This window comes from Citrobacter sp. CK194 (assembly GCF_030333395.1).
GTDB classification, from domain to species: Bacteria; Pseudomonadota; Gammaproteobacteria; order Enterobacterales; family Enterobacteriaceae; genus Citrobacter_B; species Citrobacter_B koseri.
In genome coordinates this window covers 270375-292559 of the sequence record NZ_JAOWGA010000013.1, presented here as the reverse complement: position 1 = coordinate 292559, position 22185 = coordinate 270375, and the positions used below count along the sequence as shown (strand labels likewise).

Below are 22185 nucleotides of genomic sequence, written 5' to 3'. Positions count from 1 at the left end.
TGTGAGAGCTTAGTACTGTGTCGGCGCCGGTACGGCGGAAGACGGGTTCACCTGCGTCGGTGACGTTGACGGTACGGTTGTCGCTGCGCCGCCGCTGGCCTGAACAGGCACTGCCGTTTGCTGAACCGGCACCAGCGTCAGATCCGCTTTCGTGCCGCCCTGATTAATGACCGGCTGTACGGTATCGGTGATAAAGACCAGTTTGTCATTAATCGTCACGGCGGCGCTCAACAGAATCCGCGCATTTGGCTGGATGTCAGCCGGGTTAAACGGCAGTACAAAGCTAAATGGCGACTGTTTCCCCTCGGTGCGCACCGCTTTCTGCGACAGCACTTTCGACGGCGCATCCGCCAGTGAGGCATCAGACAGCGTCACAGTCAGTACGGCATCCGGTGGCAGAGCCACTTTCTGACGGATCCAGACGGTACCGGAGACATTAGGTTGCTGAATCGTTGACTGTGTAGCCACGCCAGAAGTATTTGGGTCAGGCGCAGGCGTCTGGATATCTGCGCTTCTGTCTGCGCAGGCTGCCAGAGCAACCGCAACCGCTAAACCACTTACCATGTGCACGAGTTTCATTAAATTCTCCTTATCATCAATGCATCAGCGGGAGGTGTTTTACCCGCCGGAAGAGTGGTTAACAAAGACATAACGTGACTAAGTGTGGCATATCTCACTTATTTTTGCCTGGAATTAGTCCGTAATTCAGACTATTGCACCCATCGGACCACTTTCAAAATTGCGTTATACTCTGCCTACCTCGCTTCGGCGCCGTTGTTACCTGGAGAGCACGTATGAGTCAGGCACTGAATAATTTGCTGTCATTGTTAGATCTGGAAAAAATTGAAGAAGGACTCTTTCGGGGCCAAAGTGAAGACTTAGGATTACGTCAGGTTTTTGGTGGTCAGGTGGTCGGTCAGGCGCTGTATGCCGCCAAAGAGACCGTACCTGAACAACGTCTGGTTCACTCTTTTCACAGCTACTTTCTGCGCCCCGGCGACAGCCTGAAGCCCATTATTTACGATGTGGAAGTTCTGCGCGACGGCAACAGTTTCAGCGCGCGTCGCGTCGCCGCCATCCAGAACGGGAAGCCTATTTTCTATATGACAGCCTCCTTCCAGGCGCCGGAAGAGGGATTTGAGCATCAGAAAACCATGCCGGACGCCCCTGCGCCGGAAACGCTGCAATCGGAGACGGAGATCGCCCGTTCATTGGCGCATCTGCTGCCGCCCGTGCTGAAAGAGAAATTTATCAGCGACCGCCCGCTGGAGATCCGCCCGGTAGAGTTCCACAACCCGTTAAAAGGCCACGTTGCGAACCCGACGCGCCAGGTCTGGATCCGCGCCAACGGTACGATACCGGATGATATCCGCATTCATCAGTATCTGCTGGGTTATGCTTCCGATCTGAATTTCCTGCCCGTCGCGCTGCAACCCTACGGCATCGGCTTTCTGGAGAAAGGTCTGCAAATTGCCACGATCGACCATTCAATGTGGTTCCATCGTCCTTTCAACATGAACGAATGGTTGCTGTACAGCGTAGAGAGCACCTCGGCTTCCAGCGCCCGTGGTTTTGTTCGTGGGGAGTTTTACACGCGGGATGGCGTGATGGTCGCATCGACCGTTCAGGAAGGCGTGATGCGCAATCGCAATTGAAAATGGCCGAATGGCGACGCAAAAGCGTCGCCTCCGGCCTGTTGATAATCAGGCGTTATACGCATTCTCGCCGTGGCTGTTGACGTCCAGACCTTCGCGCTCCTGCTCTTCCGGTACGCGCAGCCCAACGGTGATATCTGCCAGTTTGTAGCCGATAAACGCCACTACGCCAGACCAGACGATGGTGATAGCGATACTCTCCAGTTGTACCAGCAGCTGATGCCCCATCGTCACGCCTTCGGCAAACCCTACACCGCCGAGGGTGGTGGATGCAAAGATCCCGGTCAGGATACACCCAACGATGCCGCAAACGCCGTGGATGCCAAACACATCGCAAGGATCGTCCACACGCAGCAGACGTTTAAGCATCGTCACGCCCCACAGACCCGCCAGCCCCGCAACGACACCGAGAATCAACGCGCCGCCGACGCCAATGTAACCACAGGCTGGCGTTATGCCGACCAGTCCCGCGATAGCGCCGGAGCAGGCGCCCAGCAGAGACGGTTTACCGCGCAGCGCCCACTCGCCGAAAATCCACCCCAGAATAGCGGCAGCCGTTGCCACCACGGTGTTAACAAAGGCCAGTGCAGCAATCTCGTTCGCCATCCCTGCCGACCCGGCGTTAAAGCCAAACCAGCCGATATAGAGGATCGCGGTGCCGGTGAAAACCATCGGCAGGTTATGGGGTTTGAACGCCTCTTTACCAAAGCCGACACGTTTGCCAATCAGATAAGCGCCCACCAGACCAGCAATCGCCGCATTGATATGCACGACCGTACCGCCCGCAAAATCCAGCGCGCCGTGAGAAGCCAGCAAACCGCCGCCCCAGACCATATGCGCAATCGGGATATAGGAGAGCGTCAGCCACACCACCACGAAAATCAGTACCGCAGAGAAGCGGATACGTTCAGCCAGCGCCCCCACGATCAGCCCGACGGTAATGCAGGCGAAAGAGCCCTGGAAAGCAACGTGAATATACTGGTAGAAACTGCCCATCACTGCCGTGAGCTCAATATTTTTCAGCATCACCCAGTTGAAGTCGCCAAAGAAGTTGTTCCCCTCGCCAAAGGCCAGCGAATAGCCGTAAACAACCCATAAAATACAGACCAGCGCGAAGGTGACGGCAACCTGCGTCAACATCGACAGCACGTTCTTTCCACGGATCAATCCGCCATAAAACAGGGCAATGCCCGGAATGGTCATGAACAGCACCAGCGCGGTGCAAATCATCATAAAGGCATTGTCGGCTTTATCCACAACCGCCGGAGCCGCCATTGCCAGACCTGGAAGCAAAGCCAGTGAAGCAAGGCCAGTTTTCATCGTTGCTATCTTCATCTTTTCGTTCCCTATCACTGTGTGCCAGGAGTTACAGTGCCGCTTCGTCGGCTTCGCCGGTACGAATACGAATGACACGTTGCAGCTCAGCGACAAAAATTTTGCCGTCGCCAATTTTTCCGGTGTAGGCCGCCTTGCTGATGACCTCAATGACTTCATCAAGCTGGTCGTCGGCAATCGCCACATCAATCTTCACTTTGGGCAGGAAGTTGACGCTGTATTCCGCACCGCGGTACAGCTCGGCATGACCTTTCTGACGCCCGAAGCCTTTCACTTCGGTGACTGTCAGCCCTTGAATACCAATCGAAGACAGTGCTTCACGGACGTCTTCCAGTTTGAACGGTTTGATTACCACGGTAACCAGCTTCATAGATCCCCTCCTGTCAGAATTCGATAATGTCTGCCGCTTCACGACAGGGATATTGCAAGGGGTGTGCCAGAAATGAAAAACGCGGGATAATTCAGGCTTGTAGGGTGCGGCCGGGGAAGGAAAAGAAAAAACGCACTATAACGGTGCATGGTACGTTACATTTTTGCACCAGATTGTTGATTGCCGGATGGCGGCGTAAGCACCTTATTCGGCCTACAAGAGCGCATTGTCCGTAGGCCTGATAAGCGCAGCACCATCAGGCGCTGAGCGATTCCTCACGCGCGCTGGCCGCCAGCTCTTCACCGGCAAGCTGTAGTTGGTACATCTGCCAGTAACGCCCTTGCGCTTCGAGCAGTTGTTGATGCGTACCGCGCTCGACCGCCTGCCCGCGATGCAGCACCAGAATGGTGTCCGCATCAACAATGGTTGACAGGCGATGTGCAATCACCACCAGCGTGGTGTGTTCACGCACTGCCGCCAGCGCTTGCTGAATCGCCTGCTCAGTACCGGAGTCAATGCTGGCGGTGGCTTCATCCAGAATCAGAACCTGCGGCGTATCAACCAGCACCCGCGCCAGCGCCAGCAGCTGTTTCTGCCCGACGGACAGATTATTGCCCTGCTCGCCCAGCCGGGTGTGGATACCCTCGCTCAGACTACGCGCCAGCTCCGCCAGTTGCACGGTTTCCAGCGCCTGCCAGACCTGTTCCTCAGAAATATCGCGCCCCAGCGTGACGTTTGCCAGGAACGTATCCGCCATCACCACCGGGTCCTGCTGCACCATCGCGACTCCCTGACGTAAAACCCCGTGGCTCAACGTTGACAGCGAACGGTCGTCAAGGCGAATGTCTCCCTGTGTAAGCGGGTAATACCCCATCAGCAGGCTGGCGAGGGTACTCTTGCCGCTGCCGGTATGCCCGACCAGCGCCACAAAGCTGCGCGACGGAACGGAGAGCGTAATGTTTTGCAGCACCAGATTGTCGTCACGGTAGGCGAAGGAGACGTCATCAACGTCAATCCTGCCCGACTGCAACGGGCGCTCATCCCGACCATAATCCTGGCGTGGGCCGTCCATCAGTTCGAATACGCGCTCCCCCGCCACCGCAGCCTGCTGCAACATCGACTGTTGGGTCGTCAGTTCAATCAATGGCTCGTTCAGACGCCCCAGATAGCTGATAAAGGCGTACAACACCCCGACTTCAATGGTGCCGCGCGAGGTAAAGCTAAACAGCATCAGTAATCCGCAGAGGATCAGCGCGGAAAAAAGGCTGAGCAGCGGGCGCAATAAAAAGCCGTCCAGTCGCAGGGTCTGCATCCGCGCCATATAGTGCGAGCGGCTGGCCTCCCCCATTCTCTCGCCGAACCGCGCCTGCTGGCGGAACTGCTGAATGACGCTCATGCCGTTAATGACCTCATTGAAGCCATCATTGATGTCCGCCAGATATGCCCGCACGCGGCGCACAATCGGCGTGCTATAGCGCTGGTAAATCACCATCACCACCAGCACCGCCGGGAAAATCGCCATCGCGACCAGCGCCATCCGCCAGTCGAGGCTGAACATGGCGACCAGCATCGCGCCAATTAACGCCGCGCTACGCAGCACCGTCGCCACGACCGTAACGTAAAGGTCGCGGATGACTTCCGTATCATTGGTCACGCGAGAGATCAGTTGCCCCACCGGCTGCGTGTCGAAGGCGCTCAGTGGCTGGCGCAAAGCGGCATCCATCACATCGGTACGCAGCTGTTGCACTACGCCGACGGCCGCCTGATTAAACAACAGCGACTGCGCATAATGCAGCCCCGCCGCCAGAAACTGTAAGCCAATGTACGCCGCCACCAGACCCGCGACCATGCCCAGCGGCAGGTGGCTCTTCGCGACCATATTGTCGATAAAGTAGCTGATAAGTAACGGGCCGCTGACTTCCGCCGCCGCCGCGATCCACAGCATCACCACGGCGATGGCAAGCGGTTTACGCCACGGCGAACCATACGCCAGCAGCCTTTTCAGGGTCGGCCATAACTGTCCAAAACTACGCATCTGCCGTCTCCTCGTTGATTTCAGGAGCGTCAGTCAGCGCCGCCTCCAGTTGCTGATAGCGATACATATCGCGATACCAGCCCGTTTGCAGCACTAATTCATCGTGATCGCCACGCTGGGCGATATGGCCATGCTGCATCACGATAATCTCGTTGGCTTCCGTCAGAGCGGATAAGCGGTGCGCGCTAATAATCACGGTGCGCCCCTCTCCCCACTGGCGTAAATTATGCAGGATCTGGTGTTCGGTACGGCCATCTACCGCCGACAGCGCATCATCCAGAATCAGGATTTCCGCATTGAGCAGTAACGCACGCGCAATAGAAATGCGCTGTTTTTGTCCGCCGGACAGCATGACGCCGCGTTCGCCCACTTCGGTGTCATATCCTTGAGGCAGACGCAAAATATCCTCATGCACGCTGGCCAGCCGCGCCACCTGTTCAATCTCTTCCTGCGTCGCGTTTGGGCGCCCCAGCGCGATGTTATTGCCGACCGTGTCGGAGAACAGGAACGGCGTCTGGCTGACGACCGCCAGGCGACTGCGCCAGCTATCAAGCTGCAAGCGCGTCAGCGGAATATCATGAAAACGGATATCCCCCTGCGTAATATCGAAATGGCGCTGAATAAGCGAAAGAAGAGTGCTTTTCCCCGCGCCTGTCGGCCCACAGATCCCCAGCATCTGCCCTGGCTCAAGCTGGAATTGCACATTTTCCAGCGCCGGATGCGCGGTTTGCGGGTAGCTGAATTCACGAATGGAGACCGTCAGCGCTCCCCGACCTTCCGGCACCGCCTCCGTTCCGTCGTTGACGACCGGCGCTTCCGCCAGCATCGCGCGGATACGGCTGTACGCTGCGCTACCGCGTTCAACAATGTTAAACATCCAGGCCAGCGCTAACATAGGCCAGATCATCAGCCCGAGGTACATCATAAAGCTGGTCAGTTCCCCAAGCGTCAGCGTACCGTGCACTACCATCCAGCTTCCGCCGCCGATGGCAAGCAGATTAGCCATGCCGATGGCAATATAAATCGTGGGATCAAAACGGGCGTCGATACGTGCTACCCGCATATTTTTCTTCCCGGTATCTTCCGCGTCCGCCGCAAACAGCGACGACTGTCGATCTTCAAGGCCAAAAGCTTTGATCATGCGAATGCTGGTCAGGCTCTCCTGGGTACGATCGTTCAGACTGGAAAACGCCGCCTGCGCCAGTTTGAAGCGGTTATGCAGACGGTCGCCGTAGCGCTTGATCATCAGCGCCATAATCGGCATAGGCAGCAGCGCGAACAGCGTCAGTTGCCAACTGAGCTGCGTTGACATCACGATCAGCACGGCGCAGCCCATCACCAGCGAATCCACCAGCGTGAGCACCCCTTCCCCGGCGGCAAAGACGACACGATCGACGTCGTTAGTCGCGCGCGCCATTAAGTCGCCGGTGCGGTGTCGCAGATAAAATTCCGGGTGCTGGCGACTGAGCTGGCGGTAGTAATCTTCACGCAGTTCAACCGCCAGTTGATAAGAGGCGCCGAACAGCAGCACGCGCCAGACATAGCGCAACAAATAGACGATTACCGCAATCATGGCCATCGTGCCCACCCACATCAATACCTGACCGGTAGTGAAATGTTGCGCAGTGACGCCATCCACAACGATCCCGACCACTTTGGGCGGGATCAACTGAAGGACAGCGATAATGATAAGCAAGGCCACGGCGCCGAGATAGCGACGCCACTCCCGACGGAAGTACCAGCTTAATTGAGCAAATAATCGCACGCGTTATATCCTGACATGATTTCCGGCAATATTTTCCGGGAGAATTATTCAATAGGCAGAGCGGTTGTGTACTTAATCTGTTCCATCGCAAAGCTCGACGTTACGTCTGACAATCCCGGAACACTGTTCACCAGACGTTTGTAGAAGTCGTCATAACGCTTCATATCTGCTACCTGAACCCGCATCAGATAGTCGTATTCCCCGGCCATACGCCAGAACCCCAGCACTTCCGGCATTTCGGTGACCACCGTCACGAAGCGGCTGTACCATTCACTGCTGTGATGCTGGGTTTTGATCAGTACGAACGCCGTTAACCCCAGACCCAATTTCTCTGGGTCCAGCAGCGCGACTTTACCGAGGAGAATGCCGTCGTCTTCCAGACGTTTCAGCCGTTTCCAGCAGGGTGTGGTGGTCAGATTAACGGCATCGGCCAGCGCCTGCAAAGAGAGGGTGCAGTCCTGCTGCAACAAAAGCAGCAGCTTACGGTCAATTTTATCTAACATACCCACCCCACAGAGAAGATTTTTCTCCTTACATTCTATTTTAAAGGTGAAATGGCAACAATTTTTTCCGTGCTTTTCGCTAATCTGGGCACAAAATGACAAATGGAAATTAATGATGAATAGCACCTGGGTTAAAAACGCCATTAATGAAATTAACGCTGACTATCAGCGTTCAGCCGACACGCACCTGATCCGGTTGTCGCTACCGGCGTTTCCGGGCATCCAGATCTACCTGAAGGATGAAAGCACCCATCCGACCGGCAGCCTGAAGCACCGTCTGGCGCGTTCATTGTTCCTGTATGGGTTGTGTAACGGCTGGATTAAAGAAAACACGACCATTATTGAATCCTCCTCCGGTTCAACGGCGGTTTCCGAAGCCTGGTTCGCCCGACTGCTCGGCCTGCCGTTTATCGCGGTAATGCCTTCCTGCACGGCAAAACGCAAAATCGAACAAATTGCGTTTTATGGCGGTCGCTGCCACTTTGTCGAAAGCGCCTGCGAGATTTACGCCGCCTCTGAGCAACTGGCGCACGAACTGAACGGTCACTATATGGATCAGTTCACCTATGCCGAACGCGCCACCGACTGGCGCGGCAACAATAATATCGCCGACAGTATTTTCCATCAGATGCAGCGTGAGCCGAATCCGGTGCCGAAGCATATCGTGATGAGCGCGGGGACAGGCGGCACGTCAGCGACAATTGGCCGCTATATTCGCTGTCATGGGTATGACACGCGCCTGATGGTGGTTGACCCGGAAAACTCGGTCTTCCTGCCCTACTGGCAGGATCGCGACGCCACATTGCGCAGCCCGGTGGGCAGCAAAATTGAGGGGATTGGCCGCCCGCGCGTGGAACCCTCCTTCATCCCGGATGTGGTGGACGAAATGCTGCGCGTACCCGACGCCGCCAGCGTCGCGACCGCGCACTGGCTGGAAACGCAGCTGGGCCGTAAAGTGGGCGCCTCCACCGGCACTAATATGTGGGGAACGTTGCAGATCGCAGCCAGAATGCGCGACGCCGGAGAGACCGGTTCTCTCGTCACGCTGCTGTGTGACAGCGGCGAACGCTATCTCGACACCTATTACAATCCCCAGTGGGTTAACGATCACATTGGCGATTTAGCGCCGTGGCAGGCGGAAATTACCCAACTGCTGAACGTCCGTTAAGCGGCATAAAAAAAGCCAGGCTTTACGGGCCTGGCTTGCTGGAAAGGATCGCTCATTCGGGGGAATAAGGTAGATGCGGATTATCCAGCCAATGCGTTAAAAAGTGAGAGACCGCCTGATTACGACAATGGCCAATCACTGAAAGATGAGGCAGTTCAGCGATCAGTTGCGGCATCGCGTTGCCCATAATCAAACCACGTCCCACGCTCTCCAGCATTTCGCGATCGTTCATCGCATCGCCAAACGCCATGCATTCCGTCAGCGACAGCCCCAAATGGTCGCTTAATACCGCCAGCGCGGAACCTTTATTACAGCCGAGCGGCAGCACTTCCAGGCAATCCACAGCGGAAAAGCAGAGATTCGCCCGCTCGCCCAGCACCTCATTCAGTTGAATACGCAGCCGGATCAGATCGTCGTGATCGCCACAGAAACAGATCTTCGTGACCTGGTGGGCCGGGATACGTTTGACATCCACGATCTGATAGTGGAACCCGCTGTAGACATGCGCCTGTAATAGCGCGGGGATCGCGCTCCCCGTAAACCAGCCATTATCGTTGAATACGTGCATACTGGCCCGGGTATCCCACGCCTGGTGCAATACGCGATCCGCAATGGCGGGGTCCAGATCCTGGCGATGCAGCATATCGCCTTCCTGCGAATGAATGCGCGTCCCGTTGCCGGTTATCAAAAACGCATTCATTGAGATAGACCCCAGAATATGCCGCATTTCCAGCACATGCCGACCGGTCGCAAACGTCAAAGTGATATCGCGTTCACGCAGACGCGCCAGCGTTGCAAGGGTCTCATGACCCAGATGGTGGTTTGGCATCAAAAGCGTGCCATCCATATCAAATGCAGCCAGACGAGCCATCTCTTTCTCCACACTGTGACGCAATTAACTTGTGATTGAGTATCACCTGAGATATACGGAAGTAATAGTGAATAGATAAAATGAATTGTTCCGGGTTTCAATGAGACTTCTCAACCGTTTAAAACAATATCAACGTCTCTGGCAGCCCTCGGCCGGAGAACCTCAGTCGGTCACCGTTGGGGAACTGGCGGAGCGCTGTTTTTGTAGCGAACGCCACATCCGTACGCTACTACGCCAGGCGCAGGAAGCCGGTTGGTTAACATGGGAGGCGCAATCCGGGCGGGGTAAGCGCGGTAAACTGCAATTTCTGGTCACGCCGGAGTCACTGCGCAATACCATGATGGAGCAAGCGCTGGAAAAAGGTCAGCAGCTTAATGTGCTGGAGCTGGCACAGCTGGCGCCAGGCGAACTGCGTACCATGCTGCAACCGTTTATGGGCGGTCAGTGGCAAAACGACACGCCGACCCTGCGTATTCCCTACTATCGTCCGCTGGACCCGTTGCATCCGGGATTTCTGCCCGGTCGCGCAGAACAGCATCTTGCGGGACAAATTTTCTCCGGCCTCACCCGCTTTGACAACGCCAGCCAGCGCCCCTGCGGGGATTTAGCACATCACTGGGATATCTCCGCCGACGGTATGCGCTGGGATTTTTATATTCGCTCTACCCTGCACTGGCATAATGGCGATACGGTAAAAACTGCGCAGCTGCACACGCGCCTGCTGATGCTGCTTGACCTGCCAGCCCTCAATAAATTGTTTATCAGCGTCAAGCGGATTGAAGTCACCCATCCGCAATGCCTGACGTTCATTCTCCATCGCCCTGATTACTGGCTGGCGCACCGTCTGGCAAGCTACTGTAGCCACCTGGCGCACCCGCATCAGCCGCTGTCAGGCACCGGACCTTTTCGGCTGACGTTATTTACGCCGGAGCTGGTACGCCTGGAAAGCCACGACAATTATCACCTTTGCCACCCGCTGCTAAAGGCGATTGAATACTGGATCACGCCTCAGCTTTTTGATCAGGATTTAGGCACCAGCTGTCGTCATCCGGTACAGATTGCCATCGGCAACCCAGAGGAGCTGGCCTCACTTAGCCAGGTGAGCAGCGGTATTAGCCTGGGATTTTGCTACCTGACGCTTAAAAAAGGCTCGAAACTCAGCCTGCAACAGGCGCGTCGCCTGGTAGACATCATTCATCATACGTCGTTATTACAGACGCTGCCGGTAGATGAAAATCTAATCACGCCCAGCAACGCGCTGCTGCCAGGCTGGGTAATGCCGCAATGGAAGGGGCTAGAATCCGTTGAGTTACCGAAAAAACTGACGCTGGTCTACCACCTTCCCGTTGAGTTGCACACCATGGCGGAGCAACTCCAGCAATATCTGGCAACGCTCGGCTGTGAATTAACGTTGATTTTCCACAACGCGAAAAACTGGGATAACTGCCCTTCGCTGGCAAAAGCGGATCTCATGATGGGCGACAGACTGATTGGCGAAGCGCCGGAATATACGCTTGAGCAGTGGCTACGCTGCGATCAACTCTGGCCGCATGTGCTGGATGCCCCTGCTTTCGCCCATCTTCAGGCCACGCTGGATGCCTTACAAACGCAGCCCGGTGAAGACGACCGCTATACTGCGTTACAACAGGTATTCACGAGTCTGATGAATGACGCCACGCTTACGCCGCTTTTTAACTATCACTACCGTATTAGCGCGCCGCCGGGCGTCAATGGCGTTCAACTCAATCCACGCGGCTGGTTTGAGTTTGAGAAAGCATGGCTTCCGCCGCCGCGCGGTGAAGAAGCTGGTCGCGGCCATCCGCAGGCGCTACCATAGCGTTTTTCGTTTTTGTCAGGATAAGTTATGAAACGTGCCGTCGTTGTATTCAGTGGAGGCCAGGACTCCACAACCTGTCTGGCGCAAGCGCTGCATCAGTATGATGAAGTGCACTGTGTCACCTTTGATTATGGTCAGCGTCATCGCGCTGAGATTGATGTCGCACGTAATCTGGCCTTAAAACTCGGCGCGCGTGCGCATAAGGTGCTGGACGTAACGCTGCTGAGCGAACTGGCGGTCAGTAGCCTGACGCGCGATAACATTCCCGTACCGGACTATGAACCGGATGCCGACGGTATTCCGAATACGTTTGTCCCTGGGCGTAATATTCTGTTTCTGACTCTGGCGGCGATTTATGCCTATCAGGTGAAAGCCGAAGCGGTGATCACCGGCGTTTGCGAGACGGATTTCTCCGGCTACCCGGACTGCCGCGATGAGTTTGTCAAAGCGCTGAATCATGCCGTCACCCTGGGTATGGCGAAGGATATTCGCTTTGAAACCCCGCTGATGTGGATTGATAAAGCCGAAACCTGGGCACTCGCCGATTACTGGGGCAAGCTGGATCTGGTGCGCGAAGAGACGCTGACCTGTTATAACGGCATCAAAGGTGACGGTTGCGGGCAGTGCGCCGCCTGTAATCTGCGCGCCAACGGCCTGAAGCATTATCTGACGGATAAACCGGCAGTGATGGCGGCAATGAAGCAGAAAACAGGGTTAAAGTGATCGTTTTGCCGGATGGCGGTGCACGCACCTTATCCGGCCTGGCGACATTCACCGTGGTCAATGTCGCCCGCAGGCCTGATAAGCGAAGCGCCATCAGGCAACTTTCCGTTACTTCACCATCTGCTCCAGTTTCTCGCGTAACTCACCTTCCAGCGGCAATGCTTTCTGCGTTTTCAAATCAATACAGACAAAAGTAATCTGTGCGTCCACCACAACCTGCCCTTCCGGCTCAAGCGTAATGACCTGGCTTAAAATGCCGCTCTTCCCGTTTAACTGCTGCACCTGACTGGTGACGGTCAGCAGATCGCTCAGCACGGCGGGGCGACGGTAGTTAATATTAATATTCACCACCACAAAAGCGATATTGCGGGCCGTCATCCATTGAAAGCTGTCACTGTTTTCCAGCCCATCCCAGCGTGCCTCTTCAAGAAACTCAAGATAGCGGGCATTATTAACGTGCTGATAAACATCAAGGTGATAACCACGGACTTTGATTTGTGTTTGCATAGCGCAATAACCTTACGTTGTTGTTATAGGAACAGAGGCCATAACTGGTATGACCTCATTATCCTGGCAAACTTTTGCCACAGTGCAAGTTATTACAGCATCAGCACCGCCAGATTGCGCTCCACCAGCGAACTCCCCATCCCCGGAACCTGCTTTAAATCATCCACCGTTTTAAACGGCCCATACTCTTCCCGATAGTTGACTATCGCCTGCGCTTTTTTCAGCCCGACGCCATTCATCACCCGCGCCAGATCTTCCGCTGAAGCCGTGTTGATACTGACCCTCGCGCCTTCATCATCGCTGGCCTTTGCTGGCACGGAGGCTTTAGTCTGCGCGGACGCAGACGAATCCGCCTTTGTTTGTACCACCTGATTTTTCTCTACCGTTCCGGCAGCCAGCGCGTTGTGCGTCATGCCTGCGCAGGCCAGAGTCATCGTGACCAGCAGTGCGTTGATTCCATGTTTCATACTGTTTTCTCCTTGTGTGTTAACAGTGGCATCACGATAGCGGGGCGGAGAAAGGCAAACAAATAGCAAATATCAGAAATGGAAAAGGCCGCGAAGGCGGCCTTTGAGGGTTACAACTTTTTGCAGTTTTTTGCGAAGCGTCTCGGTGATTACTGCTGTTCCAGCGCATCGCCGACTTTGATTTTCGCCGCTTTACGCAGGTTACTCATCAGCGCTTCAAAGGTAATCTGCGCGTTATTCTGGGTAATACCCTGAACCATCGCTTTTTTCTGCTCTTCCGGCATAGAGCCCGCTTTCACGTCGTCCAGCGCCAGCAGCACAACGTTGCCCTGCATATCGTTAGCGACGCCATAGCTCGGCTTATCTTTCTCTGGCAGGCCCAGCGCAAACGCAGCCTGGCTTACCGGGTCCTGCCCGGTACGGCTCAGCGTTTTCGCTTCGCCAAAGCTCAGACCGGCCGCTTTCATCGCTTCTGCGCCTTTACCCGCTTTCAGCTCAACCAGCAGTTTGTCAGCATCCAGTTTTGCCTGCTGCTCTGCTTTGTTGTGCTTAACGAGCGCAGCCACCTGCTCTTTCACGTCAGCCAGAGGCTTAACCGCTTCAGGTTTATGCTCGCTGATGCGTAGCACGAATGCGCGGTCGCCATCCACGGTGATGATATCGGAGTTGCTGCCCGGCGTACCGTTCTCGCCAACCAGACCACCGTTGAAGATAGCATCGGCAACCGGTTTAAAATTCAGCTCTTCTGGCAGGTTGTCATGGCTGAACCAGCCGGTTTCAACCGCTTTCACGCCAGCGGCCTGTTCAGCGCCCGCCAGAGATTCGGTATCGTTGCTCGCCGCATCGCTGACTTTTTGTTGCAGCGCGTAATAGGCATCCAGCGCTTTTTCCTGCTTCACTTTCGCGGCAATGTCATCACGCGCTTCGCTCAGCGGCTTCACTTTCGCAGGCTGAACATCATCCAGACGCGCAACCAGGAAGCCAACAGAGGATTTAATCACGCCAGACAGCTGGCCTTTTTCTTTCAGGCCGGCATTTTTCAGTTCGTCCGGCGTGGTGGCGTCTTCCAGCCAGCCCATATCGCCGCCGTTGCGCGCAGAGATAATGTCTGCGGATTTCTCTTTCGCCAGCGCGGCAAAATCACCGCCTTTGTTCAGCGCGTCCAGCACCGCTTTCGCTTCATCTTCCGTTTTGGTCTGAATGACGCTGTAACGGTTACGCTGCGGCTGGGTGAACTGATCCTGATGCTGGTCATAGTAAGACTGGATATCCGCATCGTTGACCGTTTCCTGCATAGCAGCCGCATCCAGCTTGATGTAGCTCACGCGGAACTGCTCCGGGGTCATAAAGCGGTTTTTGTTCTGCTCGTAGTAGCTGGACACTTCCTGATCGGTAGCCTGCTGCTTCGCAGCCAGTGCGTTCACGTCAATCGTCGCTTCACGCACCACACGCTGCTGCGCGACTAACGCCGCCAGCTCGTCCGTTTCACCTTTCAGCATGAAATCAGTACCGGCAACGCCAGCAATCAGTTGCTGGGTGGTGAGCTGGTTACGCAATGCCTGAGCATACTGATCGGCTGTCATCCCCATCTGATTCACAATCGCGTTGTAGCGGTTGTTATCAAATTTGCCGTCAACCTGGAAAGCCGCCGTTGAAAAGATGGCCTGCTTAACCTGTTCGTCGCTGATGCTGAGTTTAAGCTCATGCGCGTATTGATCCAGCAAGGCTTCATCGATAAGACGATTCAGTACCTGCTGACGCAGCGTTTTCATGTAGCCTTCATTCGCCGCCAGTTCAGAATACTGATCGCCCAGCTGCTGCTGCATACGATTACGTTCGCTGTTAAACGCATTCTCAAACTGCGAGCGGCTGATTTCCTGGTCATTCACTTTTGCGGCGTAGTTATTGCTTCCGCCAATCAGGTAACCACTCACGCCGGTCAAAATGAACGACACGATAATGATACCGAAAATAATCTTGAGCACGAGACTGTTAGCAGCCGTGCGTAAGCTGTCCATCATGGTGTAACCACACTCCGCTGTAGGTGACTGTTTTGCGTATTCATACTTCACGCAGCATAGCGTTTTCTGAACGCTGCGCGGAAAGCTGTATTGTGACAAGAAACCGGGGTAATTGTCAGCCCACAACCAGCATAAACTCAAATAAAGTAGTACTGGACAAATAAAAAAGGCACATCAGATGATGCGCCCTTGTACTTTGTCACATCCCCAGGGGGAGAAGCTCTTAGTTTACCGCGTCTTTCAGCGCTTTACCTGCACGGAAACCCGGCACTTTAGCGGCGGCGATGGTGATCTCTTTACCTGTTTGCGGGTTGCGACCAGTACGGGCAGCACGCTCTTTAACAGCAAAAGTACCAAAACCTACCAGCGCTACATCATCACCTTCTTTCAGTGATTCAGTGACAGAAGCAATAATTGCATCTAACGCACGTCCAGCCGCAGCCTTAGAGATATCAGCCCCTGCAGCAATTTTGTCGATCAGTTGAGATTTATTCACTCTTCTCTTCCTCTTTTATAATTTATATCGCACCGGAATCCTTCAAAGTGCGACCGCGCAGCAGTTATATCAGGCCTGCCATGCCCTTACAACACCCGTTAATGATGGCAAGCCCGATCCGTCATCTAAATTAGCTATACAAAAAAAGGCTGGCAAGCACGAAATGCCCTGCCAGCCCTGTTTTTCTTAGCGCTATTTGCGCGAGGTCACTATTTTGCGGTGACAACCTGTATGCCGGACGGCTCATTTTGCAACGCAAGAGTCAGAACTTCCTCAATGCGTTTCACCGGATGAATGTCCAGATCGGCAATAACGTTGTCTGGAATCTCTTCCAGATCGCGTTTATTCTCAAACGGAATTAACACGGTTTTGATCCCGCCACGGTGCGCCGCCAGCAGTTTCTCTTTCAGGCCGCCGATAGGCAGTACCTGGCCTCGCAGGGTAATTTCCCCGGTCATCGCCACATCAGCGCGAACAGGATTACCCGTCAGGCAGGAGACCAGCGCGGTACACATCGCAATACCGGCGCTCGGGCCGTCTTTCGGCGTCGCCCCTTCCGGTACGTGAACGTGGATGTCACGTTTTTCGTAAAAGTCTGGATTAATACCCAGTTTTTCCGCACGCGCACGCACCACGGTCAGCGCAGCCTGAATAGACTCCTGCATAACCTCACCGAGAGAACCGGTGTAAGTCAGTTTGCCTTTACCCGGCACACAGGCGGTTTCGATGGTCAGCAGGTCGCCGCCCACTTCCGTCCATGCCAGACCCGTTACCTGACCCACACGGTTTTCGTTGTCCGCGCGGCCATAGTCAAAGCGCTGTACGCCGAGGTAGTCATGCAGGTTATCGCCATCGATCACAATGTGTTTCAGCGACTTATCCAGCAGCAGCTGTTTCACGGCTTTGCGGCACAGTTTGGAGATTTCACGCTCCAGGCTACGCACGCCCGCTTCACGGGTGTAGTAACGGATAATGCCGATAATGGCGCTATCCTCAACCGTCAGCTCGCCTTTCTTCAGCGCGTTACGCTCGATCTGTTTCGGCAGCAGGTGCTGTTTAGCAATGTTCAGCTTCTCGTCTTCGGTATAACCGGACAGACGAATCACTTCCATACGATCCAGCAGTGGCGCCGGAATGTTCATGGAGTTGGAGGTGGCAACGAACATCACGTCGCTGAGATCGTAATCCACTTCCAGGTAGTGATCGCTGAACGCCACGTTCTGCTCAGGGTCCAGCACCTCAAGCAGCGCAGAGGCCGGATCGCCACGCATGTCGGAAGACATTTTGTCGATCTCATCGAGCAGGAACAGCGGGTTTTTAACGCCCACTTTGGCCATTTTCTGGATCAGTTTACCCGGCATAGAGCCGATGTATGTCCGGCGGTGGCCGCGGATTTCTGCTTCATCACGCACGCCGCCAAGCGCCATACGGATATATTTACGCCCGGTCGCTTTGGCGATGGACTGGCCCAGAGAGGTTTTACCTACCCCCGGCGGCCCAACCAGACACAGGATCGGCCCTTTGATTTTGTTTACACGGCTTTGTACCGCGAGATATTCAAGGATGCGATCTTTCACACGCTCCAGACCGTAATGGTCTGTGTCGAGAATTTCCTGTGCCTGACGCAGGTCTTTTTTGACCTTGCTACGCGCGTTCCACGGCACCTGCACCATCCAGTCGATGTAGCCGCGTACAACCGTCGCTTCCGCCGACATCGGAGACATCATTTTCAGCTTCTGCAATTCTGCTTCCGCTTTCTCTTTTGCCTCTTTCGGCATTTTCGCCGCATCGATTTTACGCTTCAGCGCTTCGTTTTCATCCGGCGCGTCGTCCATCTCGCCCAGTTCTTTCTGAATGGCCTTCATTTGCTCATTCAGATAGTACTCACGCTGAGATTTCTCCATCTGCTTTTTAACGCGGTTGCGAATACGCTTCTCAACCTGCAACAGATCGATTTCAGATTCCATCATCGCCATCAGATACTCCAGACGTTCGTTAACGTCGGACATCTCCAGCACGGACTGCTTATCCGCCAGTTTCAGCGGCATATGGGCAGCGATGGTGTCCGCCAGACGCGCAGGATCGTCAATGCTATTGAGCGACGTCAGCACTTCCGGTGGGATTTTTTTGTTCAGCTTGATGTAGCCTTCGAACTGACTGATGGCAGTGCGCACCAGCACTTCCTGCTCGCGCTCATCAATCGCCGGCGATTCAAGGTATTCCGCCTTAGCGGAAAAGTGTTCGCCGTTATCTGACAGCGCAGAAATACGCGCGCGCTGCAACCCCTCAACCAGCACTTTGACAGTACCGTCAGGCAGTTTCAGCATTTGCAAAATTGAGGCCACGGTCCCGACGGTGAAAAGATCGTTTACACCCGGCTCATCCGTTGATGCTTCTTTCTGGGCGACCAGCATGATTTTTTTATCATGGTCCATAGCCGCTTCCAGACAACGGATAGATTTTTCCCGCCCTACAAATAAGGGTATGACCATGTGCGGATAAACCACCACATCGCGCAACGGCAATACGGGGATTTCAATGCGTTCAGAACGCTCAGGATTCATAGAGCTCTCTCTTAGTTTAGTGTCCGCCAGGTAATCAGACTGCGCGACTGTGCTTCACGCAGCCATTAACATGTATGTCAGTATATGGGGATGTTTCCCACACATTCAACGCCATGTTTACGGAAAAATAAAAGGGGGGATAAAATCCCCCCTTTTTCGTTAACTGATTGTATGAGTTGGTTAATTATTCACCAGATGCCTGCTGCGCTTCCGGCTTGCCGTAAATCAGCAACGGCTTGCTCTGACCGCCGATGACGGACTCGTCGATAACCACTTTTTCGACGTCTTCCATAGAAGGCAGATCGTACATGGTATCAAGCAGCGCCGCTTCAACGATGGAACGCAGACCACGAGCGCCGGTTTTACGCGCCATCGCTTTCTTCGCGATAGCATCCAACGCTTCGTCACGAAATTCCAGATCGACGCCTTCCAGGTTAAACAGCGCCTGATACTGTTTGGTCAGGGCGTTTTTCGGCTCTTTCAGGATCTGGATCAGCGCTTCTTCACTCAGCTCATTCAGCGTCGCCACAACCGGCAGACGACCAATGAACTCAGGAATCAGACCAAATTTGATCAGATCTTCCGGCTCAACCTGCGCCAGCAGTTCGCCCTCGCTGGCCTTGTCGGATTGCGCTTTGACCGTTGCGCCAAAACCAATGCCGGAGCCGGTTTCAACACGGTTAGCAATCACTTTATCCAGACCGGCGAACGCGCCGCCGCAGATAAACAGGATCTTAGAGGTATCAACCTGCAAGAACTCCTGCTGCGGATGCTTGCGTCCTCCCTGCGGCGGAACGGCGGCAACCGTCCCTTCGATCAGTTTCAACAGCGCCTGCTGTACGCCTTCACCGGAAACGTCACGGGTAATGGACGGGTTGTCAGACTTACGGGAAATCTTGTCGATTTCATCGATGTAGACAATACCGCGCTGCGCTTTCTGCACATCGTAATCGCATTTTTGCAACAGCTTCTGAATGATGTTCTCAACATCTTCGCCCACATAACCGGCTTCAGTCAGGGTGGTGGCATCCGCCATGGTGAACGGTACGTCCAGCAGACGCGCCAGCGTTTCGGCCAGCAGCGTTTTACCGGAACCGGTCGGCCCGATCAGCAGAATGTTACTTTTGCCCAACTCAACGCCATTGCTGGTGTCGCCGTTGCGCAGACGTTTGTAGTGGTTGTATACCGCGACCGCCAGCACTTTTTTCGCCTGCTCCTGGCCGATAACATAATCGTCCAGATGGTTGCGAATTTCATGTGGCGTCGGCAGCGCACTGCGTTCACGGTGCGGTGCCACTTCCTTAATCTCTTCGCGAATGATGTCGTTACATAGATCAACACATTCGTCGCAGATATACACGGATGGACCGGCAATCAGCTTGCGCACTTCATGCTGGCTTTTGCCGCAAAAAGAGCAGTACAACAATTTGCCCGAGCCATCTTTGCGTTTATCTGTCATGAGTCAAAACCTCTTCTTTGTTCTTTGTGCCGCACACGACGACGCAAATGCCATTCTCAGGCGCAAGTCGCTTGTCAGCGTTGTGCCGCCCCTGGATAGTATTATAGCGGCACACCTGCGCCCTGGGCATCAATTACGATGGGTCAAAATCGAGTCGACCAGACCGTACTCCACCGCTTCAGACGCGGAGAGGAAGCGGTCGCGCTCGGTATCACGTTCAATCTGCTCAAGAGACTGACCCGTATGGTGCGCCATAAGTTCATTCATGCGCCCTTTCACCTTCAGGATTTCACGGGCATGAATTTCAATATCTGTCGCCTGGCCCTGATAACCGCCGAGAGGCTGGTGAATCATGACGCGAGAGTTAGGCAGGCAGAAACGTTTGCCTTTTGCGCCAGCAGTCAGCAGGAACGCGCCCATAGAAGCCGCCTGGCCCATACAAATCGTGCTAACGTCCGGCTTAATAAACTGCATGGTGTCGTAGATAGACATCCCTGCGGTGATAACCCCGCCTGGGGAGTTAATGTACAGGTAGATATCTTTTTCCGGGTTTTCCGCTTCCAGGAACAGCATCTGCGCCACAATCAGGTTAGCCATATGGTCTTCGACCTGGCCGGTCAGAAAAATGACACGTTCCTTAAGTAGACGAGAATAGATATCAAAAGAGCGCTCACCACGTGAGGTCTGTTCAATGACCATCGGCACCAGCGCCATATGGGGTGCAAAGTTATCTCGTTCGCCGCTGTATGACATTTCCGTCTCCTGGATAAAAATTGAAAAAACCTGCTGTACCGATTGTAACCTTATGGACGGATTATCAGCTAGTCCCTCTGTTATGGGTACGGCATCGCCATAATTCAAGCATAACAATCTTTTGTTGTAACGCTAACACTGAAACGCTGTTTTCGCACTCTTCCATGCAAAATGCGTGACAAAAAAAAGCCCGCCACCTGGAGGTGACGGGCTCTTGTGCGAATTTCGTGCTAATTAAGCGACGAATTACGCCTGCTGGTTCATCAGTTCGTTGAAGGAAGTGGCTTTTTCAGTCACTTTCGCTTTCGCCAGAACGGCTTCAACGGCCTGCTCTTCCAGAGCGACGTTACGCATGTTGTCCATCAGCTCTTTGTTTTTGCTGTAGAACTCGATAACTTCTTTCGGATCTTCGTACGCAGAAGCCATCTCTTCGATCAGACCTTTAACGCGCTCTTCGTCAGCTTTCAGCTCCTGAGTGCGAATCACTTCGCCCAGCAGCAGGCCGACAACAACGCGACGCTTAGCCTGTTCTTCGAACAGTTCACGCGGCAGTTCCAGCGCTTGTTTCTCGTTGCCGCCGAAACGCTGTGCAGCCTGACGACGCAGAACGTCAACTTCGCTGTCGATCAGCGCAGATGGAACGTCGATGTCGTTCGCTTTCACCAGGCCTTCAATCGCCTGAGACTTCACGCGGTTACGCACCGCGCCTTTCAGCTCGCGTTCCATGTTTTTACGCACTTCAGTACGCAGACCAGCAACAGAACCATCTTCAACGCCGAAACGCTTGATGAATTCTTCGGTCAGTTCCGGCAGCTCGCGCTCTTCAACTTTCTTCAGGTTGATAGCGAATTTAGCGGCTTTACCTTTCAGGTTTTCAGCGTGATATTCTTCCGGGAAGGTCACGTCGATAGTGAACTCTTCGCCTGCTTTGTGACCTTTGATACCGTCTTCAAAGCCCGGGATCATACGACCCTGGCCCATCGCCAGTACGAAGTCAGACGCTTTGCCGCCTTCGAACTCTTCACCGTCAACAGAACCGGTGAAGTCGATGGTTACACGGTCTTCTGCATCAGCAGCGCCGTCTTTGTCTTTCCAGGTTGCCTGCTGTTTACGCAGGGTGTCCAGCATCACGTCAACATCGGCGTCGGTCACTTCAACAACCGGTTTTTCAACTTCGATGGATTCCAGACCGGTCAGTTCAACTTCCGGGTAGACTTCAAATTCTACAGCGTAGGTGAAGTCTTCGCCCAGTTTGTATTCGCCCGGAACATAGTTCGGTGCGCCAGCCGGGTTGATTTTTTCTTTGATGATCGCGTCAACGAAGTTACGGCTCATCAGGTCACCCAGAACGTCCTGGCGAACAGAAGCGCCATAACGCTGAGCAACAACATTCATCGGTACTTTGCCCTTGCGGAAGCCGTCAATACGCACTTTCTTCGCTACGTTGACCAGCTCGCTTTTCACAGCGGTCTCGATGCTGTCAGCAGCGATAGTAATCGTTACACGGCGGCCAAGGCCTTGAGTGGTTTCAACTGAAACTTGCATCTTGTTACCTCAAAAAATCACAGTGCTCGGTCAACTCTACTCCGCAAGCACAGGTTGTTGGCTTCGCGGAACCGGGATGTTCTCATAATCAATCACATTCCCTGTCGTCAG

At 54.3% G+C, this 22185-nt stretch carries 19 protein-coding genes; 4 read left to right on the top strand and 15 right to left on the bottom strand.

Annotation, left to right across the window (positions count from 1 at the left end; translation table 11 throughout):
• Nucleotides 1-9: 9 nt before the first annotated feature.
• Nucleotides 10-579 carry a YbaY family lipoprotein gene (locus OGX80_RS04145; RefSeq protein ID WP_012133527.1) on the bottom strand — a complete coding sequence of 190 codons (570 nt, stop codon included), beginning with the start codon at nucleotides 577-579 and terminating at the stop codon, nucleotides 10-12.
• 215 nt (nucleotides 580-794) lie between these two features.
• On the opposite strand from OGX80_RS04145, the gene tesB reads away from it, so the two are divergent.
• Nucleotides 795-1655: an acyl-CoA thioesterase II gene (gene tesB, locus OGX80_RS04140; RefSeq protein ID WP_012133528.1), complete on the top strand. Its 861-nt coding sequence runs from the start codon at nucleotides 795-797 to the stop codon at nucleotides 1653-1655.
• Nucleotides 1656-1703: 48 nt separating this feature from the next.
• On the opposite strand, the gene amtB is transcribed toward tesB, so the two are convergent.
• The 5 genes from amtB to decR all read right to left on the bottom strand — a co-directional run bounded on the left by amtB (nucleotide 1704) and on the right by decR (nucleotide 7663).
• Nucleotides 1704-2990 carry an ammonium transporter AmtB gene (gene amtB / locus OGX80_RS04135; protein ID WP_024130590.1) on the bottom strand — a complete coding sequence of 429 codons (1287 nt, stop codon included), beginning with the start codon at nucleotides 2988-2990 and terminating at the stop codon, nucleotides 1704-1706.
• Between the two features lie 31 nt (nucleotides 2991-3021).
• Nucleotides 3022-3360 carry a P-II family nitrogen regulator gene (gene glnK / locus OGX80_RS04130; protein WP_012133530.1) on the bottom strand — a complete coding sequence of 113 codons (339 nt, stop codon included), beginning with the start codon at nucleotides 3358-3360 and terminating at the stop codon, nucleotides 3022-3024.
• 256 nt (nucleotides 3361-3616) lie between these two features.
• Entirely contained in the window at nucleotides 3617-5395 is a 1779-nt protein-coding gene (locus OGX80_RS04125) for a SmdB family multidrug efflux ABC transporter permease/ATP-binding protein (RefSeq protein ID WP_047458452.1), read from the bottom strand.
• Nucleotides 5388-7160, bottom strand: coding sequence for a SmdA family multidrug ABC transporter permease/ATP-binding protein (locus tag OGX80_RS04120; RefSeq protein ID WP_024130591.1), 1773 nt, complete (start codon nucleotides 7158-7160; stop codon nucleotides 5388-5390). The genes OGX80_RS04125 and OGX80_RS04120 overlap by 8 nt, the downstream gene beginning before the upstream one ends.
• 44 nt (nucleotides 7161-7204) lie before the next feature.
• Nucleotides 7205-7663 (bottom strand): DNA-binding transcriptional regulator DecR, encoded by a 459-nt coding sequence (decR, locus tag OGX80_RS04115; protein ID WP_012133534.1) that lies wholly within the window; start codon nucleotides 7661-7663, stop codon nucleotides 7205-7207.
• 112 nt (nucleotides 7664-7775) lie between these two features.
• Here decR and OGX80_RS04110 point away from each other — a divergent pair, with 112 nt between their 5' ends.
• The gene (locus OGX80_RS04110) at nucleotides 7776-8831 is read left to right on the top strand and encodes a PLP-dependent cysteine synthase family protein (RefSeq protein WP_115181899.1); all 1056 of its coding nucleotides are present in this window, start codon (nucleotides 7776-7778) and stop codon (nucleotides 8829-8831) included.
• A 52-nt stretch (nucleotides 8832-8883) separates the two neighbouring features.
• Here the strand turns inward: OGX80_RS04110 and cof are convergent, their stop codons facing one another.
• On the bottom strand, nucleotides 8884-9702 hold the full coding sequence (cof, locus tag OGX80_RS04105; RefSeq protein WP_115181900.1) for an HMP-PP phosphatase: 819 nt from the start codon (nucleotides 9700-9702) through the stop codon (nucleotides 8884-8886).
• A 100-nt stretch (nucleotides 9703-9802) separates the two neighbouring features.
• Between cof and OGX80_RS04100 the strand changes: the two genes are divergently transcribed.
• Nucleotides 9803-11539: an SgrR family transcriptional regulator gene (locus OGX80_RS04100; protein ID WP_115181901.1), complete on the top strand. Its 1737-nt coding sequence runs from the start codon at nucleotides 9803-9805 to the stop codon at nucleotides 11537-11539.
• A gap of 27 nt (nucleotides 11540-11566) precedes the next feature.
• The gene (gene queC / locus OGX80_RS04095; protein WP_047458463.1) at nucleotides 11567-12262 is read left to right on the top strand and encodes a 7-cyano-7-deazaguanine synthase QueC; all 696 of its coding nucleotides are present in this window, start codon (nucleotides 11567-11569) and stop codon (nucleotides 12260-12262) included.
• A gap of 108 nt (nucleotides 12263-12370) precedes the next feature.
• On the opposite strand, the gene fadM is transcribed toward queC, so the two are convergent.
• From fadM to tig, 8 genes are all read right to left on the bottom strand, one after another.
• Nucleotides 12371-12769, bottom strand: coding sequence for a long-chain acyl-CoA thioesterase FadM (fadM, locus tag OGX80_RS04090; RefSeq protein ID WP_012133539.1), 399 nt, complete (start codon nucleotides 12767-12769; stop codon nucleotides 12371-12373).
• Nucleotides 12770-12861: 92 nt separating this feature from the next.
• On the bottom strand, nucleotides 12862-13236 hold the full coding sequence (locus OGX80_RS04085; protein WP_115181902.1) for a helix-hairpin-helix domain-containing protein: 375 nt from the start codon (nucleotides 13234-13236) through the stop codon (nucleotides 12862-12864).
• Between the two features lie 149 nt (nucleotides 13237-13385).
• Entirely contained in the window at nucleotides 13386-15257 is a 1872-nt protein-coding gene (gene ppiD / locus OGX80_RS04080; RefSeq protein WP_012133541.1) for a peptidylprolyl isomerase, read from the bottom strand.
• 223 nt (nucleotides 15258-15480) lie between these two features.
• Complete coding sequence (gene hupB, locus OGX80_RS04075; protein ID WP_003021629.1) at nucleotides 15481-15753, bottom strand: nucleoid-associated protein HU-beta; 273 nt, start codon at nucleotides 15751-15753, stop codon at nucleotides 15481-15483.
• Nucleotides 15754-15962: 209 nt separating this feature from the next.
• Nucleotides 15963-18317, bottom strand: coding sequence for an endopeptidase La (lon, locus tag OGX80_RS04070; RefSeq protein ID WP_012133542.1), 2355 nt, complete (start codon nucleotides 18315-18317; stop codon nucleotides 15963-15965).
• Between the two features lie 184 nt (nucleotides 18318-18501).
• Nucleotides 18502-19776: an ATP-dependent protease ATP-binding subunit ClpX gene (gene clpX / locus OGX80_RS04065; protein ID WP_115181904.1), complete on the bottom strand. Its 1275-nt coding sequence runs from the start codon at nucleotides 19774-19776 to the stop codon at nucleotides 18502-18504.
• 129 nt (nucleotides 19777-19905) lie between these two features.
• Nucleotides 19906-20529 (bottom strand): ATP-dependent Clp endopeptidase proteolytic subunit ClpP, encoded by a 624-nt coding sequence (gene clpP, locus OGX80_RS04060; RefSeq protein WP_003021624.1) that lies wholly within the window; start codon nucleotides 20527-20529, stop codon nucleotides 19906-19908.
• A gap of 246 nt (nucleotides 20530-20775) precedes the next feature.
• On the bottom strand, nucleotides 20776-22074 hold the full coding sequence (gene tig, locus OGX80_RS04055; protein ID WP_012133545.1) for a trigger factor: 1299 nt from the start codon (nucleotides 22072-22074) through the stop codon (nucleotides 20776-20778).
• Nucleotides 22075-22185 lie beyond the last annotated feature (111 nt).